Genomic DNA, 21,111 nt, shown 5'->3' with positions numbered 1-21,111 from the left:
GCAGGGTGAAACGCGACCGCCGCTTCCCCATGTCAGCCCCGAAGCGAAGGCCGACGCCGAACGCGGCCCCCTCCGTCGCTGCATCGTGACGCGGGAGGTCGGGCCGAAGGAGGCCATGATCCGCTTCGTCCTGGCACCCTCCGCCGATGGTGGGGCACCGTCACTGGTGCCCGACCTGGCCGGGCGACTGCCGGGACGGGGAATGTGGTTGAGCGCGCGGGGCGATGTGCTAGAACGCGCGGTATCCCGCGGGGCCTTCCTGAAGGCGGCGCGCGGGCCGGTTCTCATCCCCCCGCCGGGCTGGCCGCCACGATCGAGGACGGGCTTCGACGCCGCCTCCTCGATCTCGTCGGCTTCGCGCGACGGGCGGGTCAGGCAGTGGTGGGGTTCCAGCAGGCGCGGGAATGGCTCCAGGCCGGCCGCGCCGCGGTGCTGGTGGAGGCGATGGACGGAAGCCCTGCCGAGCGGGCGCGGCTGATCGGTGGCAGCGACGCCACGGTCGTGGGTGCCCTGACCGCCGCGGAACTGGGCGGGGTATTCGGGCGCGACCACGCGGTGCATGTCGCCGTGGCGCCGGGCCGCCTGGCCCAGACGATCGTCGCGGAGGCCGCGCGCTGGCGCGGGGTGTCCGCGCCAGCGAAGGAAGAGCTGCGCAAGGGCGGCGGGAACGACCGGGCGACGCGACGCGCCGCCGGGCAACACGGGTCGCCCGATGGCGACGGAAAGCGGTCGCCGCAGGGCAGCCGCACCATCGGGTCGCCGGATGGCGGCAGCACCCCGGGGTCGCCTGATGGCGGCAGGGCCGTGCGGTCGCGACCCGGCGACAGTGCGACGGGGTCGCCTCGCGGCGGCAGCGACGAGCGGTCGCCTCGCGGCGGCAGTCACAGGACGTCGCCCCATGGCGACAGCCACAAGACGTCGCCTCGCGGCGACGGGCGGACGGGTCAGGTTTAAGGCATCGAATGAGCGACGAGAACACGAAGGACGGCGTGAAGGGCGGCAGGTTGTCGCTGCGCCCGAGCGGCGGTGTGGGCCTCGGCAAGACCGAGCAGGCAGGCAGCGTGCGCCAGTCCTTCTCCCACGGCCGTAGCAAGACCGTGCAGGTCGAGGTGGTGAAGAAGCGGGTCGGACCCGGCGCGGCGGCGAAGCCGACCGGCCCCGCCATCGCCGGCCCCGCCGCGGCCCCGGCCGCACCCACCGGTGGCGCCCCGAAGGCAGCCGGTCCCGGTGCGTCCCCCCGCCCCGCCGGCCCCGCGCCCCGCGCGCTGACCCAGGGCGAGCAGGCCGCCCGCCTGAAGGCGCTCGAGGAACAGCGCCGGATGGAAGCCGAGCGCCAGCAGCGCGAACGCGCCGCGCAGGCCGCCCGCGCCGCGGAGCCCCGGCCGCCGCAGCGCCCGCGCCCGCGCCGGCCCCTGCACCAACCGCTGCGCCAACCCCGGCCCCCGCGCCGGCACCCGTGGCGGAGCGCCCTGCCCCGCCACCGGCGCCGACCCCTGTGCCGGCCCCGGCGCCCGTGCAGGCGGAGGCGCCGCGCCCGCAGCCCGCCCCGGCGCCCGTCGCGCCTCCGCCCGCCGTGGCCCCTGCGCCGGAGCCGGTTCGCGCGGCCGCGCCGCAGCCGGAAGCACCGCGCCCGGCCCCGCCCGTCCCACCGTCGGCACCGGCGACGCCCGTCGCCCGGCCGCCGGTCCGCGACGACGCGCGCCCGATGCGCGACGACTCCCGTCCCTTCACCCCGCGCGACGACCGCGGCGGCTACGCCCCGCGTCCCGCTGGTCCCGGCGGCGACCGTGGCGGCTACGCCCCACGTCCCGCGGGTCCGGGCGGCGATCGCGGTGGTTACGCCCCGCGCCCCGCTGGCCCGGGTGGTGATCGCGGCGGCTACGCGGCCCGTCCGGCCGGCCCGGGTGGTGACCGCGGTGGTTACGCCCCGCGTCCGGCTGGTCCCGGCGGCGATCGCGGCGGCTACGCCCCGCGTCCGGCTGGTCCCGGCGGCGACCGTGGCGGCTACGCCCCACGTCCCGCGGGTCCGGGCGGCGATCGCGGTGGTTACGCCCCGCGCCCCGCTGGCCCGGGTGGTGATCGCGGCGGCTACGCCCCGCGCCCCGCTGGCCCGGGTGGTGACCGCGGTGGTTACGCCCCGCGTCCGGCTGGTCCCGGCGGCGACCGTGGCGGCTACGCGCCGCGTCCGGGCGGTCCCGGTGCCGGTCCGATGGGCGCGCGCCGCCCCGGCGCGGCGCCGGGCGGCATGGGCCTGCGTCCCCGCCCCGCCGACACGCCTGTGCCGATCGAGGAGGAGAACCGCCGCGCCATCGCGCGCCGCGCCGGTCCGCCGACCTCGACGACCGCCCGCAAGGGCGTGCTGCCGCCGAAGAAGCCGACCCTCGTCCCGTCCGACCGCCGTCGCGAAGGGCGCATCGACCTCGCCGCGGCGATCGAGGGCGACGACGATCGCGGGCGCTCCCTCGCCTCGGTCCGCCGCGCGCGTGAGCGCGAGCGGCGCCAGGCGGAACTGGCACGCCTACGTTCGGGTGGTGAGCGCGTCGTCCGCGACGTCATCATCCCCGAGACCATCACGATCCAGGAACTCGCGAACCGCATGGCCGCCCGCACGGGCGAGGTCGTGAAGGTCCTGTTCCGCATGGGCGTGATGGCCACGGCGACGCAGTCCATCGACGCCGACACGGCGGAGCTGGTGGCGACCGAGTTCGGCCACCGCATCCGCCGCGTGGCGGAGAGCGACGTCGAGATGGGCCTCGAGGGCGACGCGGATACGGAGGAGCAGCTGCTCCCCCGCCCGCCCGTCGTCACGATCATGGGCCACGTGGACCACGGCAAGACGTCGCTGCTGGACGCGCTGCGCAAGACCGACGTCGCGGGGCGCGAGGCCGGCGGCATCACGCAGCACATCGGCGCCTACATGATCGAGACCGAGGCCGGCGATAAGATCACCTTCATCGACACGCCGGGCCACGAGGCCTTCACCGCCATGCGCGCCCGCGGCGCGTCGGTGACGGATATCGTCGTGCTGGTGGTCGCGGCCGATGACGGCGTGATGCCGCAGACGGTCGAGGCCATCAACCACGCCAAGGCCGCGAAGGTCCCGATGATCGTCGCCGTCAACAAGATCGACAAGCAGGGCGTCAACCTCGACCGCGTGCGGAACGAACTCCTCCAGCACGAGGTCGTCGTGGAATCCCTCGGCGGCGACGTGCAGGAGATCCAGGTCTCCGCGACGAAGGGCACGAACCTCGACAAGCTGCTCGAGGCGATCGTCCTGCAGGCCGAGGTGCTGGACCTGAAGGCCAACCCCGACCGTTCGGCCGAGGGCGTGGTCATCGAGTCCAAGCTGGACAAGGGACGCGGCCCGGTGGCCACCGTCCTCATCCAGCGCGGCCTGCTGCAGCAGGGCGAGATCGTGGTGGCCGGCGCCGAATGGGGCCGCGTCCGCGCGATGCTCGACGACAAGGGTGACAACATCCGCGACGCCGAGCCGTCCCAGCCCGTCGAGATCCTCGGCCTCTCCGGCGTGCCGGCGGCGGGCGAGACGCTCGTCGCGGTCGAGGACGAGGCGCGGGCCCGCGAGGTCTCCGAGTTCCGCCAGCGCAAGCTGCGGGAGAAGGCGGCCGCCGCGATCTCCGCCGGGCGCGGCACGCTGAACGACATGCTCGCGCGCATCCAGGCCGGCGACCAGAAGGAGGTCGCGGTCGTCGTGAAGGCGGACGTGCAGGGCTCTGCCGAAGCCCTCGGGGTTACGCTGAACAAGCTGTCGCGGGAGGAGGTGCGGGTCCGCGTGCTGCACTCCGCGGTCGGCCAGATCACGGAATCCGACATCCAGCTCGCGAAGGCGTCGGATGCCGTGGTCGTCGCCTTCAACGTCCGCGCCACCACCCAGGCGCGGGAGATGGCGAACCGCGACGGCGTGGAGATCCGCTACTACTCCATCATCTACGAGGTGTCGGACGACATCGAGAAGCTGGTGAAGGGCAAGCTCGCGCCGATCCAGCGCGAGAAGTTCCTGGGCTACGCGACCATCCTGCAGGTGTTCGAGGTCAAGCGCCTCGGCAACATCGCGGGCTGCCGCGTGACGGAGGGCGTGGTGCGCCGCGGCGCGGGCGTCCGCCTGCTGCGCGACAACGTCGTGATCCACCAGGGCACGCTGTCCACGCTCCGGCGCTTCAAGGACGACGCGAAGGAAGTGACGAACGGCTACGAATGCGGCATGTCTTTCCATAATTACAACGACATCCGCGTCGGCGACATCATCGAGTGCTACGAGGTGGAGACGATCGCGCCGGAGTGACGGCGCCGTCGTCGGCCACGGCCTGATCGCCGCGTCCGGGAAACCGGGCGCGGCGGTCGCGTTTCAGGAGTTCACCATGCCCAACAAGAAGCCCGCATCCGCCCCGCCGTCCCAGCGCCAGCTGCGCGTGGCCGAGGAGGTGCGCCACGCCCTGGCCGCCGTGCTGGCGCGGGGTGACGTGCGCGACCCCGAGCTCGCCGATGCGCGCCTGACGGTGACGGAGGTCCGCGCCTCCCCCGACCTGCGCCACATGACCTGCTTCGTCTCGCGCCTCGGCCAGGCCGCCGACCGGACGCTGCTGGACCTGCTGCGGCGCAACCAGCCGGATCTACGCCGCGACGTGGCCCGCGCCGTGCGCCTGAAGTTCGCGCCGGAACTGCACTTCGAGGCCGACACGTCGCTGGACTATGCGATGAAGATCGACGCTTTGCTGAAGCGGCCGGAGGTCGCGCGCGACCTCGGGTCGGAGGGCGAGGACGGCAGCGTCCAGGGCTGACACGCGGCGCGCCCCGGGAGCACGGCACCATGCGGGCGCGGCGAGAGGGGTGGGTCCTGGTCGGACCGCGGTGCAGGGGCGCGTTCGCCCCTGGTGGGAGGGGTCCGGGAGGGGCGAAGCCCGCCCCGGCGCCACCGACACACGGCCGGCAAGATCGGCCTCACGACCAACAAGGCACGCGTCCACGAATGCCGCCGACGGTCGGCCTCTGACCGGCCTGGTCGCGGCAAGCATAGCGCGGCCCCGCACCCTCAGCCCCTCAGCACCCGCCCCACCGCCTCCCGCCACGCCGCGTGCCGTTCCCGCACCTCTTCCGCCGCCATCCCCGGCTCGTACCGGCGCGCCAGCCGCCAATGCGTCGCCGGATGGTCCGGCGAAGGCAGCAGCCCCGCCCCCAGCCCCGCAAGGTACGCCGCCCCCAGCGCCGTCGTCTCCGCGACCTCCGGCACCTCCACCGGTGCCTGCAACGCATCGGCGAGGAACCCCATCGTCCAGGCGCTCGCCGTCATCCCCCCATCCACGCGCAGCGTCGTCGCGCCACTGGCGCGCGGCCCATACGCATCGAGCGCCGGCCAATCCGCCCGCATCGCATCCAGCAGGTCCCGCGTCTGCCACGCCACGCTCTCCAGCGCGGCTCGCGCGATCTCCGCCCGCCCGCTCCCGCGCGTCAGCCCCAGGATCGCCCCGCGCGCGGAGGCATCCCAATGCGGCGCCCCCAACCCGGCAAACGCTGGCACGAGATGCACGCCGGACCGCGGATCCGCCCGCGCCGCCAGCTCCCCGGCCTCGCTTGCCGATGCGATGATCCCCAGCCCGTCCCGCAACCACTGCACCGCCGCGCCGGCGACGAAGATCGCCCCCTCCAGCGCATAGGTCCTCCGCCCGCCCAACTGCCACGCGATCGTCGTCAGCAACCGATGCCCCGACCGCACCGCCTGATCCCCCGTGTTCAGCAGCGCGAAGCACCCGGTCCCATAGGTCGCCTTCAGCATCCCCGGCGAGAAGCACGCCTGCCCCAGCGTCGCCGCGTGCTGATCCCCCGCCATCCCCCGCACCGGCACGGGCACGCCGAGCACCGACGCCTCCGTCACGCCGAACTCCGCCGCGCAATCCCGCACCTCCGGCAGGACCGCGCGCGGCACCCGCAGCGCCCGCAGCAACTCCTCATGCCAATCCCCGCGCCGGATATCGAACAGTGCGGTCCGCGACGCGTTCGTCGCATCCGTCGCATGCACCCGCCCGCCCGTCAGCCGGTACAGCAGCCACGAATCCACGGTCCCGAAGGCCAGCGCCCCGCCCTCCGCCGCCGCACGCAGCCCCGGCACCTCCTCCAGCAACCAGGCAATCTTCGTCGCCGAGAAGTACGGGTCCGCCAGCAGCCCCGTCCGATCCGTCAGCAGCGGCTCCACGCCATCGGCCCGCAACCGCTCGCAGATCCCCGCGGTACGCCGGTCCTGCCACACGATCGCATTGTGCACCGCGCGCCCCGTCGCGCGGTCCCACAGCACCGTCGTCTCCCGCTGGTTCGTGATGCCGATCCCCGCGACGTCCTCGACATCCGCCCCGCTGCCCGCCAGCGCCCCCCGCAGGCACGTCACCGAATGCGCGAAGATCTCCTCCGGATCATGCTCGACCCAGCCAGGCGACGGAAAATGCTGCGGCAGCTCCACCTGATGCACCGCCAGCGGCCGCAGCGACGCATCGAAGGCGATGGCCCGCGTGGAGGTCGTCCCCTGGTCCAGGGCCAGCAGCACCGTCATGCGCCCCACGCGCTTCCCCCCACTTCGTTCACGCCGCACGATAGTCGCGATGCCCGTGCTCCTCCACGACCTCTGCGGCGCCGACCCGACCCGCCGCTTCTCCCCCTATTGCTGGCGCGTGAGGATGGCCCTCGCCCACAAGGGCATCGCGCACGAAACCCTGCCCTGGCGCTTCACCGACCGCGCCGCGATCGCCGATTGCGGCGCCGAAAAAGTCCCCGTCCTCCGCCACAACGGCCAAGCCGTCTTCGAATCCCAACGCATCCTCGAATACCTTGAGGACACCTGGCCCGACGCCCCCACCCTCTTCGCCGGCGCCGGGGGCCGCGCCACCGCCCGCTTCGTCGCGGGCTGGGCCGACCTGATCACCATCGCCTCCGCCGCCCGCTGCGTGGTCTCCGACATCCCCCGACACCTCGCGCCGGAGGACGCCGACTACTTCACCCGCACCCGCGAGGCCCGCTACGGCACGACGCTCACCGCCCTCACCGCCAACCGCGAGCAGCACGTCGAAACCTTCCGCCGCGAACTGCACCCCCTCCGCGCCGCCCTGCGCTCAAGCCCCTTCCTCTCCGGCGACAACCCCGGCGCCGCCGACTACATCGTCTTCGGCGGCTTCCAATGGGCCCGCGTCGTCAGCGACTTCCCGCTGCTGACCCAGGACGACCCCGTCCACGCCTGGCGCGCCCGCCTCCTCGACCTCCACGGCGGCCTCGCCCGCAACATCCCCCACGAGGACCGCACCGCCTGACCCACCCCGCGCCATGACCCCCTGGCTCGATGCCTTCACTCCCGCCTTCGGCCTCCTCGCCCTCGGCGTGCTCCTCCGCCGCCGCCTCCTCCGAGACGACGCGGTCTGGTCGGGCATCGAGCGGCTCGTCTTCTACGTCCTCCTCCCCTGCCTCCTCGCCTCCGCCATCTCCGCCGTGAACCTCGCCGAACTCCCCCTCGGCCGCATGGCCCTCTCCATCTGGACGGCGCTGGCCATCGGCACCGCGGCCTCCCTCGCCATCGCCCGCGCCTTCGCCCTCACCCACCCCCCGATGACCTCCGTCCTCCAGGGCGGCATCCGCTTCAACAACCTCATGGGCTTCGCCATCGCCGGAGCCGTCTTCGGCCCCCCCGGTCTGGCCCTCGGCGCCATCGCCACCGGCCTCATCGTCCCGGCGGTCCAGACCATCACCACCCTCGCCTTCGCCCTCGGCCCAAATGGCGAGAATGGCCGAGGCCCCCCGCGCCCCCTGACCGTCCTCCGCCAGGTCGCCCTCAACCCCCTCATCATCGCCTGCGCCGCCGGCTTCGCCCTCGCGGCCCTCGGAGGACTCCCCCCGGCCTCGCCCCCCTGACCCGCACCCTCGGCCAGGCCTCCGTCGCCCTCGGCCTCCTCAGCGTCGGCGCCGCCCTCGGCGCACCGGTCGGGATGGGCGCCCTGCGCGACCGCATCCCCCTCCAGGCCGCGACCGGAGCCTGGAAACTCCTCGCCATGCCCGCCCTGACCTACGCCCTCGCAACCCTCCTCGGCGTCGAGCCCCTCCCCGCCGCCATGGCCGCCCTCTTCATGGCCCAGCCGACCGCCGCGACCTCCTACGTCCAGGCCCGCCTGATGAGCGGCGACGCCCCCCTCATGGCCGCCATCACCACCACCCAGCACCTCGCGGCCATCGTCACCCTCCCGTTGTGGGTCTGGTGGCTCGCCCGCTAGCCTGAAGGCGGAGGAACCCACGCCATGCCCGCCCCGACCCGCCGCGCCCTCCTCCTCGCCGCCGCCACCCTCCCGTGGCTGGCGCGCAAGGCCACCGCCGCCGAGCTCACCGTCTTCTCCTCCGGCGGCCTGAACGCCGCCTACCTCCTCCTCGCCCCCGACTTCCAGCGCGCGGCCGGCCACACCCTCACCACCGTCAACGCCTCCTCCATGGGCGCCGCCCCCGACGCCATCCCCCAGCGCCTGGCCCGCGGAGAGCCCGCCGACCTCCTCCTCCTCGCCGATGGCGGCCTCCCCCGCTCGCCGCCCGCGGCCTCATCCGCCCGGAGACGCGCACCGACATCGCCCGCTCCCTCATCGGCCTATGCGTCCGCGACGGCGCGCCGAAGCCCGACATCTCCACCCTCGACGCCTTCCGCGGGGCGCTCCTCAGCGCCGCCTCCATCGCCTACTCCGCGAGCGCGAGCGGCGTGTACATCGAAAACGAGATGTTCCGCCGCCTCGGCATCCACGAGCAGGTCATGCCGAAGGCGCGCCGCATCCTCTCCGAACGGGTGGCCGCCGTCGTCGCGCGCGGCGAGGCCGAGATCGGCTTCCAGCAGGTGAGCGAGATCCTGCCGATCGCGGGCGCCACCTTCGTCGGCACGATCCCCGAGGCGGTGCAGCAGCCCACCATCTTCACTGCCGTCATCACCGCGAACGCGCGGGAGCCGGACGCAGCCCGCGCCCTGATCCGCTACCTCGCCTCCCCCGAGGCCGCGCCGATCCTGCGGCGGACGGGTCTGGACCCTCTGGCCAGGGAGTAGCCGGCGCAAGGCGCCGAACGGCCCGTCCGTCACGCCCTGATCACCCCAGGCCAAAAGCGGACCGGCGGCTGACGGAGTCAGCACGGGCGAAAGCTCCGACCGCACACGCCCCCCACCGCCCGCCGCCCGACGACGCAATCGGACGCGGCCCGCGCGAACGCCGCCCGACCAGGCAGGGCGATGGCCGCGCGAACCCCGACGTGACCACCGAACGACGCCGGCCGAACCTGCTCCGGCCACCCGCGCCACGACGCACCGCCGCGCAGCTGGTCCCGCACTCGTGAAGAACACCGCCCACCGGCTTCGCGTGGGTTAGCGACCGGGCGCCCGCCAGCGCCTACCCCGCGGTCAAGACCGTTGCATGACCCGTCTCGAGCCGGGACGCGAGCGGCAACCCGTCGCGCCGCCACGCCGGAACGGTCGAGGCAAGCCGTGGTTGTTCGGGAGAAGGGACGCCACCATGCCGCACAGCGACATCACGCCAGGACCGGCATCCCGGCCCGCCATCAGCAGCTTCATGTGGCTTGCCGCCGGGACGGCCGCGATCGGCGGGTTCCTCTACGGGTACGACACCGGCATCATCTCCGGCGCGCTCCTCTCCATCAGCGCCGAGTACAACCTGACCCACGGCATGCAGGAAGTCGTGGCAGCCTCCATCCTGCTCGGCGCCACGATCGGCGGCGTCGGCGCCGGCGCCTTCTCCGACCGGTTCGGGCGGCGGCGCACCGTCATCGCCATTGCCGCCCTCTTCGCGGTCGCGGCCGTCGCCGCCAGCCTGGCACCGAGCGCCCTCCTGCTCGCACTCGCCCGCGTCGCGCTCGGCATCGCCGTCGGCGCCTGCTCGCAATCCATACCGGCCTATGTCGCGGAACTCGCCCCCGCCGCTCGCCGGGGCATGCTCGTCCTGATGTTCAGCGTCGCCATCGGCCTGGGCATCGTCACCGCGAGCCTCGTGGGATACGGCCTGCACGGCGTGCTGTCGTGGCGTTGGATGGTCGCCGTCGCCGCGGCGCCCGCGGCCGTGCTCTTCGTCGCGATGTTCGCCCTGCCCGAAAGCCCGCGCTGGCTCATCGCGCGCGGTCGCCCGGACGAAGCCGCCCGGGCCCTCGCACGCGTGCGGATGCCCGGCGCCGACCTCCGCACCGAACTCGAAGCCGTCGCCGAAACCGTCCGGCGCAGCCGGGAATCGCGCACGCGCGGCTGGCGCGGGCTGGCGCAGCCCTGGGTCCGGCCCGCCGTCATCGCGGGCTGCGGCACCGCCGCCTTCACGCAGCTCGTCGGCATCGAGATGATGATCTACTACACGCCGACCCTGCTGAAGGGCGTCGGCTTCGCCGAGACCAGCGCGCTGCAGGTCAATGTCGGGATCGCCGCGATCTACCTCGTCATGACGGCGCTCGGCCTCGCCATCGTGGACCGCGTCGGGCGACGCCGCCTGGCCCTGGTCACGCTCCCCGGCGCGGCGCTGTCGCTGGCCGTCCTCGGCACGCTCTTCGCGCTCGGCAAGACCGGCCCGGGCGACGCGCCTTACGTGATCGCCTGCCTCTTCCTGTTCATGGTCTTCCAGGCCGGCGGGCTGCAGGTCATCGGCTGGCTCACGGGGTCGGAGGTCTATCCGCTCTCCGTCCGTGCGGCGGGGACGAGCGCGCAAGCCGGGACGGTCTGGGGCTCCAACCTGCTCCTCACCGGCACGGCGCTCTCGCTGATCCACCACATCGGCGCGGGCGGCGCGATGTGGGTCTATGCCGGCCTGAACGCGCTGGCCTTCCTGTTCATCTGGCGCTTCCTGCCGGAATTGAGCGGCCGGAGCCTGGAGGCCGTCGAAGACGCGCTGCGTCGCGGCCGTTTCCGCCCGAGCGACTTCGCCCGGACGCCCGCCGCATCCTCTCCGAACGGGTGGCCGCCGTCGTCGCGCGCGGCGAGGCCGAGATCGGCTTCCAGCAGGTGAGCGAGATCCTGCCGATCGCGGGCGCCACCTTCGTCGGCACGATCCCCGAGGCTGTGCAGCAGCCCACCATCTTCACTGCCGTCATCACCGCGAACGCGCGGGAGCCGGACGCAGCCCGCGCCCTGATCCGCTACCTCGCCTCCCCCGAGGCCGCGCCGGCGCTGCGGCGTACCGGGTTGGAGCCGTTGGTGCGCGGGTAGGACAGGTCGGTTCAGCCCCGCCTACGGGCCAGAACAAGCATTCTGCCTCCGTCGTCCGCCCGACACATCGGACCTACGGCTTCACCGACCCGGCCGTCTTCCTCACTTTGTTCCGCCAACGAGCAATGTTCCCACTGGCCTCTCGCTTCTTTCCGACCCATTGAAACTCAGGCGCGATCGGCATCGCGGCTGGGTCGCGACACGAGCACCGGTACGGGGGGGTGCCAAGCCATGTCCTTGGTCGATCTGCGGCGATCGGTCCTGCCGCCCGCCAGGCTCGCGAGCATACCCGGTCTGGCAGTCTGGGAGTGGGACGTCGTCTCCAACCGGCTGGCCTGGTCCGACGCCCAGAAGCAGCTCTACGGCGTGGGCGGCGATCCGGAACGCGGCGAAATCGACTTCCTGAACACGGTGCACCCGGACGACCGGACCCGCGTCGAGGCGGAGATCGTCGCCTTCCTGGCGTCAGGCCAGGCCTTCGATCACCGGTTCCGCATCGTCCGCCCCGACGGAACCGTGCGCCACATCCTCGACCGCGGTGTCATCGAGCGCGGCCCGGACGGTGCCGCGGAGCGTCTCTTCGGCATCAACATCGACATCACGGCGGAGATCGAGGCGAGCCTCGTGGCACGTCGCGCGGAGAGCCAGCGCGAGGCGCTGACAGGACTCGGCGAGACGCTCCGCAACCTCACGGACTTCGCCCACGTCGACGTGCTCGGGGCGAGTATCGTCGGGCGCAGCCTCGACCTAATCCGCTGCGGCTTCGCCCTGGCGAGTGATGGCGGCAAGCATGCCGTCATCAAGCGGGACTGGGTCAGGGACGCGAGCATACGCAGCGGTGCCGGCTCATACCGGGCCTCGGACTACGGGCACTTCCTCGATCCGTTGCTGCAAGGCGAGACCGTCGCGATCGCCGATCTGGCGGCCGACCCGAGGACGTCGCGCGTCGCTGCGGTCTGGGCCGAATGGGATGTCAGGGCGGTCGCCTTCGTCCCGCTGCTCAGGAACGGCGAACTCGTCGCCTACATGTTCCTCCACTCCGGGCAACCTCGCGTCTGGAGCATCGCCGACCTCGGCTTCGTCAAAACCGTCGCCGACCGCATCTGGGCCGCCTACGAGAAGTCGGCCGCCCAGCGCGACGCGCTCGCGGTGTTCAACGCCGTGGACCAGATGATCTGGATCGCCCGTCCCGACGGCTATCACGAGCACTACAACGACCGGTGGTACGAGTTCACCGGCGTCGAGCCGGGCTCGACCGACGGCGAGATGTGGAACGGCATGCTCCACCCGGACGACCAGGACCGCGCCCGGGCCCGCTGGCAGCACTCGCTGCGGACGGGGACCCCCTACGAGATCGAGTACCGCCTGAGGCACCGTTCCGGCGAGTACCGTTGGGTCCTGGGCCGCGCCCGGCCGCTCTCCGACCTCGATGGCCAGATCATCCGATGGTACGGCACCTGCACCGACATCCACGACGCCAAGCTGAAGGAAGCGGAGCTGCGCCGGGCCACCGCCCTGCTGGAGCTGATCGGAAACAGCACGCCCGATCTGATCTACGCGAAGGACCGCGAGGGCCGGATCATCCATGTCAACGAGGCGGCCGCGCGTCTCCACGGTCGGTCCCGGGACGACATCCTCGGGCGCACGGACCGGGAACTCTGGGTGAGCGAGAACGAGGCGGACGCGTACGTCGCCAACGATCGGCGCGTGCTCGTCGATGGTGAGACCATCGAGGTCGACGAGACGCATGTCGGCGCGCACGGTGTGTCGCGGACCTTCCGGTCCGTGAAGGCACCGATCCGCGCCCCGGACGGGACGGTCGTCGGCCTGGTGGGACACAGCAGCGACGTGTCGGAGCAGCGTCGGCAGGAGGAGCGTGAGCGCCTCCTGACCCGCGAGGTCGATCACCGCGCCAAGAACCTGCTGGCGGTGGTGCTCGCCCTGGTGCGGATGACGCGCGACGATGACCCGACGAAGATCCGCGACAAGCTGCTCGGGCGGCTCATGTCTCTGTCGCGCACGCACTCGCTCCTGTCCGCCTCGCGCTGGGAAGGCGCATCGGTCCGCGCCATGCTGGAGGAGGAACTGTCGCCCTTCCTGGCGGCGGCCCAGCGCGTCGAACTGGACGGCGTCGCGATCAGCCTGTCGCCGCCCGCGGCCCAGGCCCTCTCCATGGTGCTGCACGAATTGGCGACCAACAGCGCCAAGTACGGCGCCCTGTCCGTCGAGGGCGGAGCCCTGACGGTCCGTTGGGACAAGGAAGCGCCGACCGGTGCGTTCTCGCTCGAATGGTCCGAGAGTGGCGGCCCGGCCGTGATGCCGCCCAGCGCTTCGGCGGGTTTCGGCTCGCTCCTCATCCGCAGCATCGCCGAGCGTCAGTTGAAGGGCTCCGTCGATTACGACTGGCGACCGCAGGGATTGTGCGTGCGGCTCTTCATCCCGCGCCTCGAACAGGCGGCCGAAGAGGCCGAGCGCTGAAGCGCGAGCGGAGCGCCGCTCGGGGCGTGAACCATCGGAAAGTGAGGCCGTCCGGAGGGCCTGTGGCGGTTCCCTGATGCCGCCCCCCATGCGTTCGCTTGAGCCGGTCGGGGCTTGGTCCGCGCAGCGATCCGCTTCGTTCGGACGAGGACACTCACGCACGGTGCGAATTCCCCTTGCATGAAGCAAATATTCTTATTATAGGTAGTATGTCTTGTCGAGGGTTCGACCATGCCCAACGCCTCCGGCTTCACCCCACCCCGCCCCTGGTCCCCCCTCTCCGACACCGAATGGGGCGCCCTCCTGCCCTACGTCTGGCGCCGCGCCCCCCAGGGCCGGCAGGTCGGCGACCTCCGGGCGCGGATGGACGCGATCTTCCACATGGCCTGCCGCGGCTACGGGGTCCCCTGGAGGGAAGTGCCAGAGGTTTACGGCAAGCCCGACACCGTCTCCCGCTTCTTCCGCCGCCTCACCCATGGCGGCCTCTGGCACGCCCTCCTCGAGAGCCTCGCCTGGCCCGAGCTCTCACCGGATCACCCGCTCCGCCGCATCGAGCACTACGTCGTCCGCGCCGCACGCCGCGCCGCACGCCTCGGGGGCCTCCGCCTCCTGTTCCTCATCAAGCGCCTCGGCCTGCAATCCGCCCTGCCCGGGCCGTACTGGCTGCTCCCCGACCAGCTTTTGTCCGAAGCCGTGCGGAGGATGGGAATGGCCTTCGGCAAGGACTGGCAGCAACGCCCCGGCGAGCGCGACCGCGACTGGCGCGCCCGCCTCCGCGACACGATCACCACCCTCAAGCGCCTCCACCGCATGGCCGCCGGCCGCGCCTACATCCACCCCTCCCTCCGCCGGAACTGGCCGTGACCCCGGCGCGAGCCTGTCCGCGCCCCGCGCGAGCCTGCCCGCCCCCCGCGCGCTCACGCCCCACCCCACCCCTTCCCACCCCCGCCCGCGCCGCCCCATGATGCGCCGCGACACCACCCCGGGACCGCCCATGCCCTCGCGACGCGACCTCGCGCGCGCGGCCCTCGCCGCCGCCCTCCCCGCCGCCCTCGCGCACCGCGCCGCCGCCCAGGCGCCGGCGGCCGCCTGGCCCGACCGCCCGCTCCGCCTCATCATCGGCTACCCGCCCGGCGGCGCCTCCGACACCTTCGGCCGCATCATCGCCAGCCAGTGGGGCCCCCGCCTCGGCCAGACCGTCGTCGTGGAAAATCGCCCCGGCGGCGGCGGCGTCGTCGCGGCCGAGGCCGCGGCCCGCGCCCCCGCCGACGGCTACACGGTCCTGCACGTGGACAACGGCATCATCGGCTACAATACAGCCCTCTACAGCCGCCTCCCCTACGACCCGGACCGGGACCTCGCGGGCATCGGCTTCATCGGCCGCTTCCCCCTTTTCCTCGTCATCCGCCCCGACAGCCCGGCCCGCGACTTCGCCGCCTTCGTCGCGGCCTCGAAGACCCGCGCCCCCACCTACGGCACCCCCGCCGTCGCCTCCCCCCACCACCTCGCGATGGAATACCTCAAGCGCCGCGTCCCCGGGCTCGAGGCGACGCACGTCCCCTACCGCGGCGGCCCCGCCGCTATGCAGGACCTCCTCGCCGGCAACGTGGACTGCGTCGTCATCGACTGCGCCACCGGCATCCCCTTCATCCGCGACGGCCGCGTCCGCGCCCTGATGGTGATGAGCGAATCCCGCTCCCCCTCCGCCCAGGCCGTCCCCACCATGAAGGAACTCGGCACAGACGCCGTCGCCTACGGCTGGCAGGGCCTCGCCGTCCCCGCCGCCACCCCCGCCCCGATCCAGTCCCGCCTGAACGCCGAACTCAACCGCGCCATCGCGTCCGAGGAAATGCAGGCCCGCTTCACCGCCCTCGGCATCGAAAGCGCCGCGATGACGCCCGCGGAATTCGCCGACTTCACCCGCCGCGACAACGCGGTCTGGCGCCCCCTGATCCGTGAACTCGGCATCCGCCTCGACAGCTAACCCCGCCCCCTCCGGGCCCCCCGGCCCGAAGCGATGCCCCTGACGTCCGAAGGCAGGCCCCGCCGCGCCCAGCCCGGCGCCGCCCGCGGTGGAACGCGGCCCGGCCAGGCCGCCACTCCTCACCGGCGGCCGCCACCCCCGGCCCACCTCGTCGCCCGGCGGAACCCGCCGCCCCGCACCACCCGCATTGGCCCCGGACCGGGGCGGCGCCTCGGCCTCGCCGGCAACCGCCCGCCATCCCCGGGCGGCCGCCCCGCCACGCCCCCCGCCCTTCGCCCCGGACGACAGTCTCGCCCGACCGGCGCCTCCACCCGCTGGCCCGCCCATCCCCGCCCCAAGCCGACCCCCGTCGGCCTCGCCCAGCCGTGATCGCGATGCTCTCCCGCCTCCGCACCTGGTGGCACGACCGCCCCGCCCGCATCGCCGCGCGGGAGTCCCGCCTGCTCTCCTGGAACGCCAAGGTGATGGGCTCCGCCCTCGCCGCCCGCCTCTACGCCGAGGGCTTCGCCACCCCCACCCCCGACCGCCCCTCCCGCACCAACTTCGGCGGCCGCCTCTGCCGTCAGGACGACATCGAGGCCGACTGGCTCCGCTTCTGGTGCGCCGAACTGAACTTCGCCCCCGTCTACCACCGCAAGCTCTGGGAGGACTGCTACGCCGTCCAGATGCTCTATGAGCGCGGGATGCTCACCCCGGGCAAGCGGGCCCTCGGCTTCGCCGTCGGCAGCGAATGGCTCCCCTCCCTCTTCGCCTCAGCCGGCGTGGATGTCGTCGCGACCGACCTCCCCGCACAGGACCGCCGTGCCAGGCCCTGGCTCAACGCCGCCCAGCACGGCGGCAACGCCGATGCCCTCTTCAAGCCCGAGGTGGTGTCGGAGGAACTCTTCCGCCGCCACGTCACCCTCCGCCCCGTGGACATGAATCACATCCCCGGCAGCCTCGAGGGCTTCGACTTCCTGTGGTCCGTCTGTTCCCTTGAACACTGCGGCACGCTGCAGAAGGGCATGGACTTCGTCGTCAACGCCATGCGCTGCCTCCGCCCCGGCGGCGTCGCCGTGCACACGACCGAATTCAACCTCGACCCCGACGGCCCCACCCTCGAACGCGGCCGCACCGTCCTCTACCAGCGCCGCCACATCGAAGCCCTCGCCGCCCGCCTCGAAGCCGCCGGCCACCGCATGCTCCCCGTCGATTTCGACCTGGGGGACGGCGTCCTCGACCGTTACGTGGACCTCCCCCCCTTCGACGCGCAGCCCTGGTTCCTGCCGCGCGCGCCCGTCCCGCACCTCCGCCTCGCCTACCGCGGCTTCGCCGTCACCTCCCTCGGCTTCGTCGTGGTCGCGGGCCGGTGACCGCCTACCGCCCAATCGCCTCATGCGCAGCCAGGCAGGCCATGTCGAGGATCTGGTTCACCCCCGCCCCGATCGTCAGCAGCTGCGCGGGCTTCGACAGACCCATCAGCATCGGCCCGATCGTCACCGCGCTCGTCAGCTGCGGCACTGCCTTCGTCAGGATCTGCGCCGCATGCAGCCCCGGCATCACCAGCACGTTCGCCGGCCCCGTCAGCCGGCAGAACGGATACAGGTGCCGCAGCGAGACATCGAGAGCGACGTCCGCCGCCATCTCCCCTTCGTACTCGAAGTCCACCCCCCGCTCGTCCAGCAGCCGCACGGCTTCCCGGATCGATCCGGGGATGGTCCCCCGCGGGTCGCCGAAGTTGGAGAAGGACAGGAACGCGACCCGCGGCTGCGCCCCGAAGCGCCGCGCCTGCGCCGCCGACTGGATCGCGATCTCCGCCAGCGTCTCGGCATCTGGCCGTTCATGGATCGCCGTGTCCGCGATGAAGACCGTGCCCGCGCGGCGGGAGACCATCATCGTCAGCCCGAACAGCACGCCCTTCCCACCGGTGGACGACGGCGCCGGATCCACCGCGATGGTGATCCCCTTGAGCGACGCGGAATACGACCGCGTGGTGCCCGTCACCATCGCGTCGGCGTCGCCCATCGCGACCATGCAGGCCGCGAAGACGTTGCGGTCCAGGTTCACCGCGCGCTGCACGTCGCGGAGGAGAAAGCCGTCCCGCTGCTTCCGGGCGTACAGGTATTCGGCATACCGCCGGTTGCTGTCGGACAGCGCGGCGTTGTGGAGCTCGATCCCCTCAGGCATCGGCACGCCGAGGGCTGCGACGACCGCGTTGATCCGCTCCTCCCGCCCGACCAGCACCGGCGTGCCGTAGCCCGCGTTGCGGAAGGCCATGGCGGCACGGATCGTCTTCTCCTCTTCGCCCTCGGCGAAGACGACGCGCCGCGGGTTCTGGCGCACGCGCTCCGTGATCAGTTCCAGCGCGGAGCCCGCGACGTCCAGCTTCTGCGCGAGCGACCGCGCATACGCATGCAGGTCAGCGATGGGACGGCGGGCGACGCCGCTCTCCATCGCCGCCTTCGCGACCGCCGGCGACACGCGGGAGATCAGCCGGGGATCGAAGGCGTGGGGGATGATGTAGTCCGGGCCGAAGCGAAGGCCCTGGCCGCCACCCGCGCCCGCGACCTCCTCCGGCACGTCCTCCCGCGCCAGCATGGCCAGCGCCTCGGCGGCCGCGATCTTCATCGCGTCGTTGATCGTGCTGGCCCGCACGTCCAGCGCGCCCCGGAAGATGAAGGGGAAGCCGAGGACGTTGTTGACCTGGTTCGGATAGTCGCTGCGTCCCGTCGCGATGATGCAGTCGGGGCGGGTACTGCGGGCTTCCTCCGGCGTGATCTCCGGATCGGGATTGGCCATGGCGAAGATGATGGGGTTCGGCGCCATGGACCGCAGCATGTCCGGCGTCAGCGCGCCCTTCTTCGACAGGCCGAAGAAGATGTCGGCGCCCTCCAGCGCCTGCGATAGGCTGCGGGCGTCCGTCTCGGTCGCGAAGGACGACTTCCACTGGTTCATGCCCTCGGTCCGGCCGCGGTACACGACGCCCTTGGTGTCGCACATGATGATGTTCTGCTGCCGCATTCCCATCGCGCGCGCCAGCTCCGCGCAGGCGATTCCGGCGGCGCCGGCGCCGTTGATGACGAGCTTCGTGTCGCGGATATCACGGCCCGTCAGGTGGCAGGCGTTGATCATCCCTGCCGCCGAGACGATGGCGGTGCCGTGCTGGTCGTCGTGGAAGACGGGGATGTCCATCAGCTCGCGCAGGCGCTGCTCGATGACGAAGCACTCGGGGGCCTTGATGTCCTCGAGGTTGATGCCGCCGAAGGAGGGGGCGAGGTAGCGGACGCAGTTGACGAACTCGTCCACGTCCTCCGTGTCCACGCAGAGGTCGATGCTGTCCACGTCGGCGAAGCGCTTGAACAGCGCTGCCTTGCCTTCCATCACCGGCTTCGACGCGACGGCGCCGAGGTTGCCCAAGCCCAGAACCGCGGTGCCGTTCGAGATGACGGCGACCATGTTACCCTTCGCCGTGTAGTCATAGGCGAGCGACGCGTCGCGGTGGATGTGCAGGCAGGGCTCGGCAACACCGGGGGAATAGGCCAGCGAAAGATCGCGCGCCGTCGCCAGCGGCTTCGTCAGACGGATCTCCAGCTTGCCCGGCTTGCCCTCGGCGTGGAGGGCCAGCGCCTCCTCGGCCGTGATGCGGGCGGTGCGGGTATCCCCGTCCAGGCCTGTGCGCCGCACGTCGTCCATTCGTCATTCCTCCCGCGTCGGTGCCGAGTATGGGGAAGGGGCACCGGCGCGGGAAGCGGCGTGATGGCGGCGGAACGAGACTTCGGCAGACCGAACCGGACCGTCGGGTCCGGTCCTCCTCGGGTGATGGGACCGCGTCAGGTCTTCTGGATGTTCCAGGGGTAGGGGATGCTGCCCTGCAACAGGCCGGTGAGGTTCCGACGGAAGGCCGTGCGGATGGTGAACTGCCCCAGCGGGACGGTTGAGACCTCGTCCAACGCCAGGCGGCCCAGTTCACCCGCGTAACGCGCGCGGGCCGCCTCGTCCGGGGCGTCGAGCCAAGCGGCCGTCAGTTCCTCCGCGCGGTCGGACTTCCACCAGCCGAACCATCCCGCCTCACCCTGGCCACGGACGAGAGGTGAGGTGGCGGGGGAGCCGTAGGTGGCGGTCGTGCCGGTCGTGTGGAAAATGGACCAGCCGCCGCGCTCCACCGGCTCCCGCGAGTTGCGGCGCTGGATGACGGTGCCCCAGTCGCTCTCGGCAAGTTCGGTGTTCACGCCGATGCGGCGCAGCGCGTCGTTCGTCACCTGCCCCAGCGGACCGATGTCGGGGAAGTCGGTGGGGTTGATGACGACGACCTTCTGGTTCGCGTAGCCGGCTTCCCGGAACGCGTTGCGGGCGGCGTCGAGGCTGCCGGGCATCAGGTCGGCGTGGTCGCGGAAGTAGGGCGTGCGCTTCGGGAAGAGGCTGCGGCTATCCGTCCAAAGCGCGGTGTCGTCGCCCTGCGCCGCGCGCATGTAGTTCTCCTGGATGACGGAGAGCCGGACGGCGCGGCGCATCCGCACGTCGTCGAAAGGCGGCTGCAGGCAGTTCAGGCGCATGAGGGCGAGGCGCCCGTCCACGTCCAGGATCTCCTGCCGGATGTCCCGGCTGCGGGCGAGCATCGGGCGCAGGTCGGAGAGCGGGCGTTCCCACCAGTCCACTTCCCCGTTCAGCAGCGCGGCGGCCGCGGTCGCGGGATCGGGGATGATGTGCCATTCGATGCGCGGGATATGCGCGACCTTCGCGCCCGACTGGCGGTCGGGCGGCTCGCGGCGGGGGACGTAGCCGTCGAACTTCTCGTACACGGCGCGCGACCCCGAATTGTACTCGTTCGCGACGAAGCGGTAGGGGCCGGAGCCCACCATCTCCGTCAGGCCGCGGTTCGGGTCGGTGTTCGCCAGGCGCTCCGGCATGATGAAGGGCGTGGAGGCATCGGCCTTGGCGAGGGCGTCGAGCATGAGGGGGAAGGGCTTGTTCAGCCGTGCCTCGAAGGTGCGGTCGTCCACGGCGCGCCATTCCGCGACGGCGCGGGCCAGCAACTGGCCGACGGGGTCGCGGACGCACCAGCGCTTGAGGCTCGCGATGCAGTCGGCGGCACGGACGGGTTCGTTGTCGTGGAAGCGCAGGCCTTCGCGCAGGCGGAAACGCCAGCGCTTGCCGTCCTCCAGCACCTCGTGGCCCTCGGCCATCTGAGGCTGGACGCGGGATTGCCCGTCCGTCGCGTAGAGCGTGTCGAAGACGTAGTAGCCGTGGTTGCCCGTAACCGTTGCCGTCGTCCAGATCGGGTCCAGGCTGGTCAGGTTGGCCTGGGGGACGAAGCGCATCACTCGGGCGCGGGCATCCTGGGCGACGGCGGGGGCGGCGAGGCTGGCGAAGGCGGCCCCGGCAGCGATGCCGGTTCCGGCCCCGAGGAGGCTGCGGCGTTTCATGCTCGGCGATTCTCCCGACGGGCCTCGGTCCGGGC

General features: G+C 72.5%; 16 protein-coding genes and 3 pseudogenes. 16 read left to right on the top strand and 3 right to left on the bottom strand.

Annotation, left to right across the window (positions count from 1 at the left end):
• Positions 1–115 precede the first annotated feature (115 nt).
• The 5 genes and pseudogenes from ACE7GA_RS10480 (at position 116) to rbfA (ending at position 4,796) form a co-directional block, all read left to right on the top strand.
• The gene (locus tag ACE7GA_RS10480; RefSeq protein WP_376099147.1) at positions 116–478 is read left to right on the top strand and encodes a DUF448 domain-containing protein; all 363 of its coding nucleotides are present in this window, start codon (positions 116–118) and stop codon (positions 476–478) included.
• Positions 382–954: a hypothetical protein gene (locus tag ACE7GA_RS10475; protein ID WP_376100598.1), complete on the top strand. Its 573-nt coding sequence runs from the start codon at positions 382–384 to the stop codon at positions 952–954. Before ACE7GA_RS10480 ends, ACE7GA_RS10475 begins: the two co-directional genes overlap by 97 nt.
• A gap of 8 nt (positions 955–962) precedes the next feature.
• Positions 963–1,085: pseudogene (locus ACE7GA_RS10470) on the top strand (hypothetical protein); the annotation flags it as partial.
• A gap of 1,124 nt (positions 1,086–2,209) precedes the next feature.
• Positions 2,210–4,300 (top strand): translation initiation factor IF-2, encoded by a 2,091-nt coding sequence (infB, locus tag ACE7GA_RS10465; protein ID WP_376099145.1) that lies wholly within the window; start codon positions 2,210–2,212, stop codon positions 4,298–4,300.
• A gap of 76 nt (positions 4,301–4,376) precedes the next feature.
• The gene (gene rbfA, locus ACE7GA_RS10460; protein ID WP_376099143.1) at positions 4,377–4,796 is read left to right on the top strand and encodes a 30S ribosome-binding factor RbfA; all 420 of its coding nucleotides are present in this window, start codon (positions 4,377–4,379) and stop codon (positions 4,794–4,796) included.
• A 251-nt stretch (positions 4,797–5,047) separates the two neighbouring features.
• Here rbfA and glpK read toward each other — a convergent pair whose 3' ends face one another.
• Positions 5,048–6,565 (bottom strand): glycerol kinase GlpK, encoded by a 1,518-nt coding sequence (gene glpK / locus ACE7GA_RS10455; protein WP_376099141.1) that lies wholly within the window; start codon positions 6,563–6,565, stop codon positions 5,048–5,050.
• Between the two features lie 40 nt (positions 6,566–6,605).
• On the opposite strand from glpK, the gene ACE7GA_RS10450 reads away from it, so the two are divergent.
• The 11 genes and pseudogenes from ACE7GA_RS10450 (at position 6,606) to ACE7GA_RS10400 (ending at position 17,026) form a co-directional block, all read left to right on the top strand.
• Positions 6,606–7,307, top strand: coding sequence for a glutathione S-transferase N-terminal domain-containing protein (locus ACE7GA_RS10450; RefSeq protein WP_376099139.1), 702 nt, complete (start codon positions 6,606–6,608; stop codon positions 7,305–7,307).
• 13 nt (positions 7,308–7,320) lie between these two features.
• Positions 7,321–7,902, top strand: coding sequence for a hypothetical protein (locus ACE7GA_RS10445; protein ID WP_376099137.1), 582 nt, complete (start codon positions 7,321–7,323; stop codon positions 7,900–7,902).
• 74 nt (positions 7,903–7,976) lie between these two features.
• Positions 7,977–8,258, top strand: a complete 282-nt coding sequence (locus ACE7GA_RS10440) for a hypothetical protein (protein ID WP_376099135.1) — start codon at positions 7,977–7,979, stop codon at positions 8,256–8,258.
• 24 nt (positions 8,259–8,282) lie between these two features.
• Positions 8,283–8,540 (top strand): annotated as a pseudogene (locus tag ACE7GA_RS10435) (substrate-binding domain-containing protein); the annotation flags it as partial.
• A gap of 29 nt (positions 8,541–8,569) precedes the next feature.
• Positions 8,570–9,064 (top strand): annotated as a pseudogene (locus ACE7GA_RS10430) (molybdate ABC transporter substrate-binding protein); the annotation flags it as partial.
• Positions 9,065–9,524: 460 nt separating this feature from the next.
• Positions 9,525–11,012, top strand: a complete 1,488-nt coding sequence (locus ACE7GA_RS10425; protein ID WP_376099133.1) for a sugar porter family MFS transporter — start codon at positions 9,525–9,527, stop codon at positions 11,010–11,012.
• A complete protein-coding gene (locus tag ACE7GA_RS10420) occupies positions 10,961–11,212 on the top strand; it encodes a molybdate ABC transporter substrate-binding protein (RefSeq protein WP_376099131.1) in 252 nt (83 codons plus the stop codon). Before ACE7GA_RS10425 ends, ACE7GA_RS10420 begins: the two co-directional genes overlap by 52 nt.
• 231 nt (positions 11,213–11,443) lie before the next feature.
• The gene (locus ACE7GA_RS10415; RefSeq protein WP_376099129.1) at positions 11,444–13,690 is read left to right on the top strand and encodes a PAS domain-containing protein; all 2,247 of its coding nucleotides are present in this window, start codon (positions 11,444–11,446) and stop codon (positions 13,688–13,690) included.
• 231 nt (positions 13,691–13,921) lie between these two features.
• Positions 13,922–14,554, top strand: coding sequence for a transposase (locus tag ACE7GA_RS10410; RefSeq protein ID WP_376099127.1), 633 nt, complete (start codon positions 13,922–13,924; stop codon positions 14,552–14,554).
• 130 nt (positions 14,555–14,684) lie between these two features.
• Positions 14,685–15,674, top strand: coding sequence for a Bug family tripartite tricarboxylate transporter substrate binding protein (locus ACE7GA_RS10405; protein ID WP_376099125.1), 990 nt, complete (start codon positions 14,685–14,687; stop codon positions 15,672–15,674).
• A 374-nt stretch (positions 15,675–16,048) separates the two neighbouring features.
• Positions 16,049–17,026 carry an SAM-dependent methyltransferase gene (locus ACE7GA_RS10400; RefSeq protein ID WP_376100209.1) on the top strand — a complete coding sequence of 326 codons (978 nt, stop codon included), beginning with the start codon at positions 16,049–16,051 and terminating at the stop codon, positions 17,024–17,026.
• Between the two features lie 4 nt (positions 17,027–17,030).
• Here ACE7GA_RS10400 and ACE7GA_RS10395 read toward each other — a convergent pair whose 3' ends face one another.
• Positions 17,031–19,346, bottom strand: a complete 2,316-nt coding sequence (locus ACE7GA_RS10395; protein WP_376099123.1) for an NADP-dependent malic enzyme — start codon at positions 19,344–19,346, stop codon at positions 17,031–17,033.
• A gap of 137 nt (positions 19,347–19,483) precedes the next feature.
• Positions 19,484–21,076 (bottom strand): ABC transporter substrate-binding protein, encoded by a 1,593-nt coding sequence (locus ACE7GA_RS10390; protein ID WP_376099121.1) that lies wholly within the window; start codon positions 21,074–21,076, stop codon positions 19,484–19,486.
• Between the last annotated feature and the right edge of the window lie 35 nt (positions 21,077–21,111).

The organism is Roseomonas sp. CCTCC AB2023176 (genome assembly GCF_042259275.1).
Taxonomy (GTDB): Bacteria; Pseudomonadota; Alphaproteobacteria; order Acetobacterales; family Acetobacteraceae; genus Roseomonas.
This window is presented reverse-complemented; position numbering and strand designations above follow the sequence as displayed.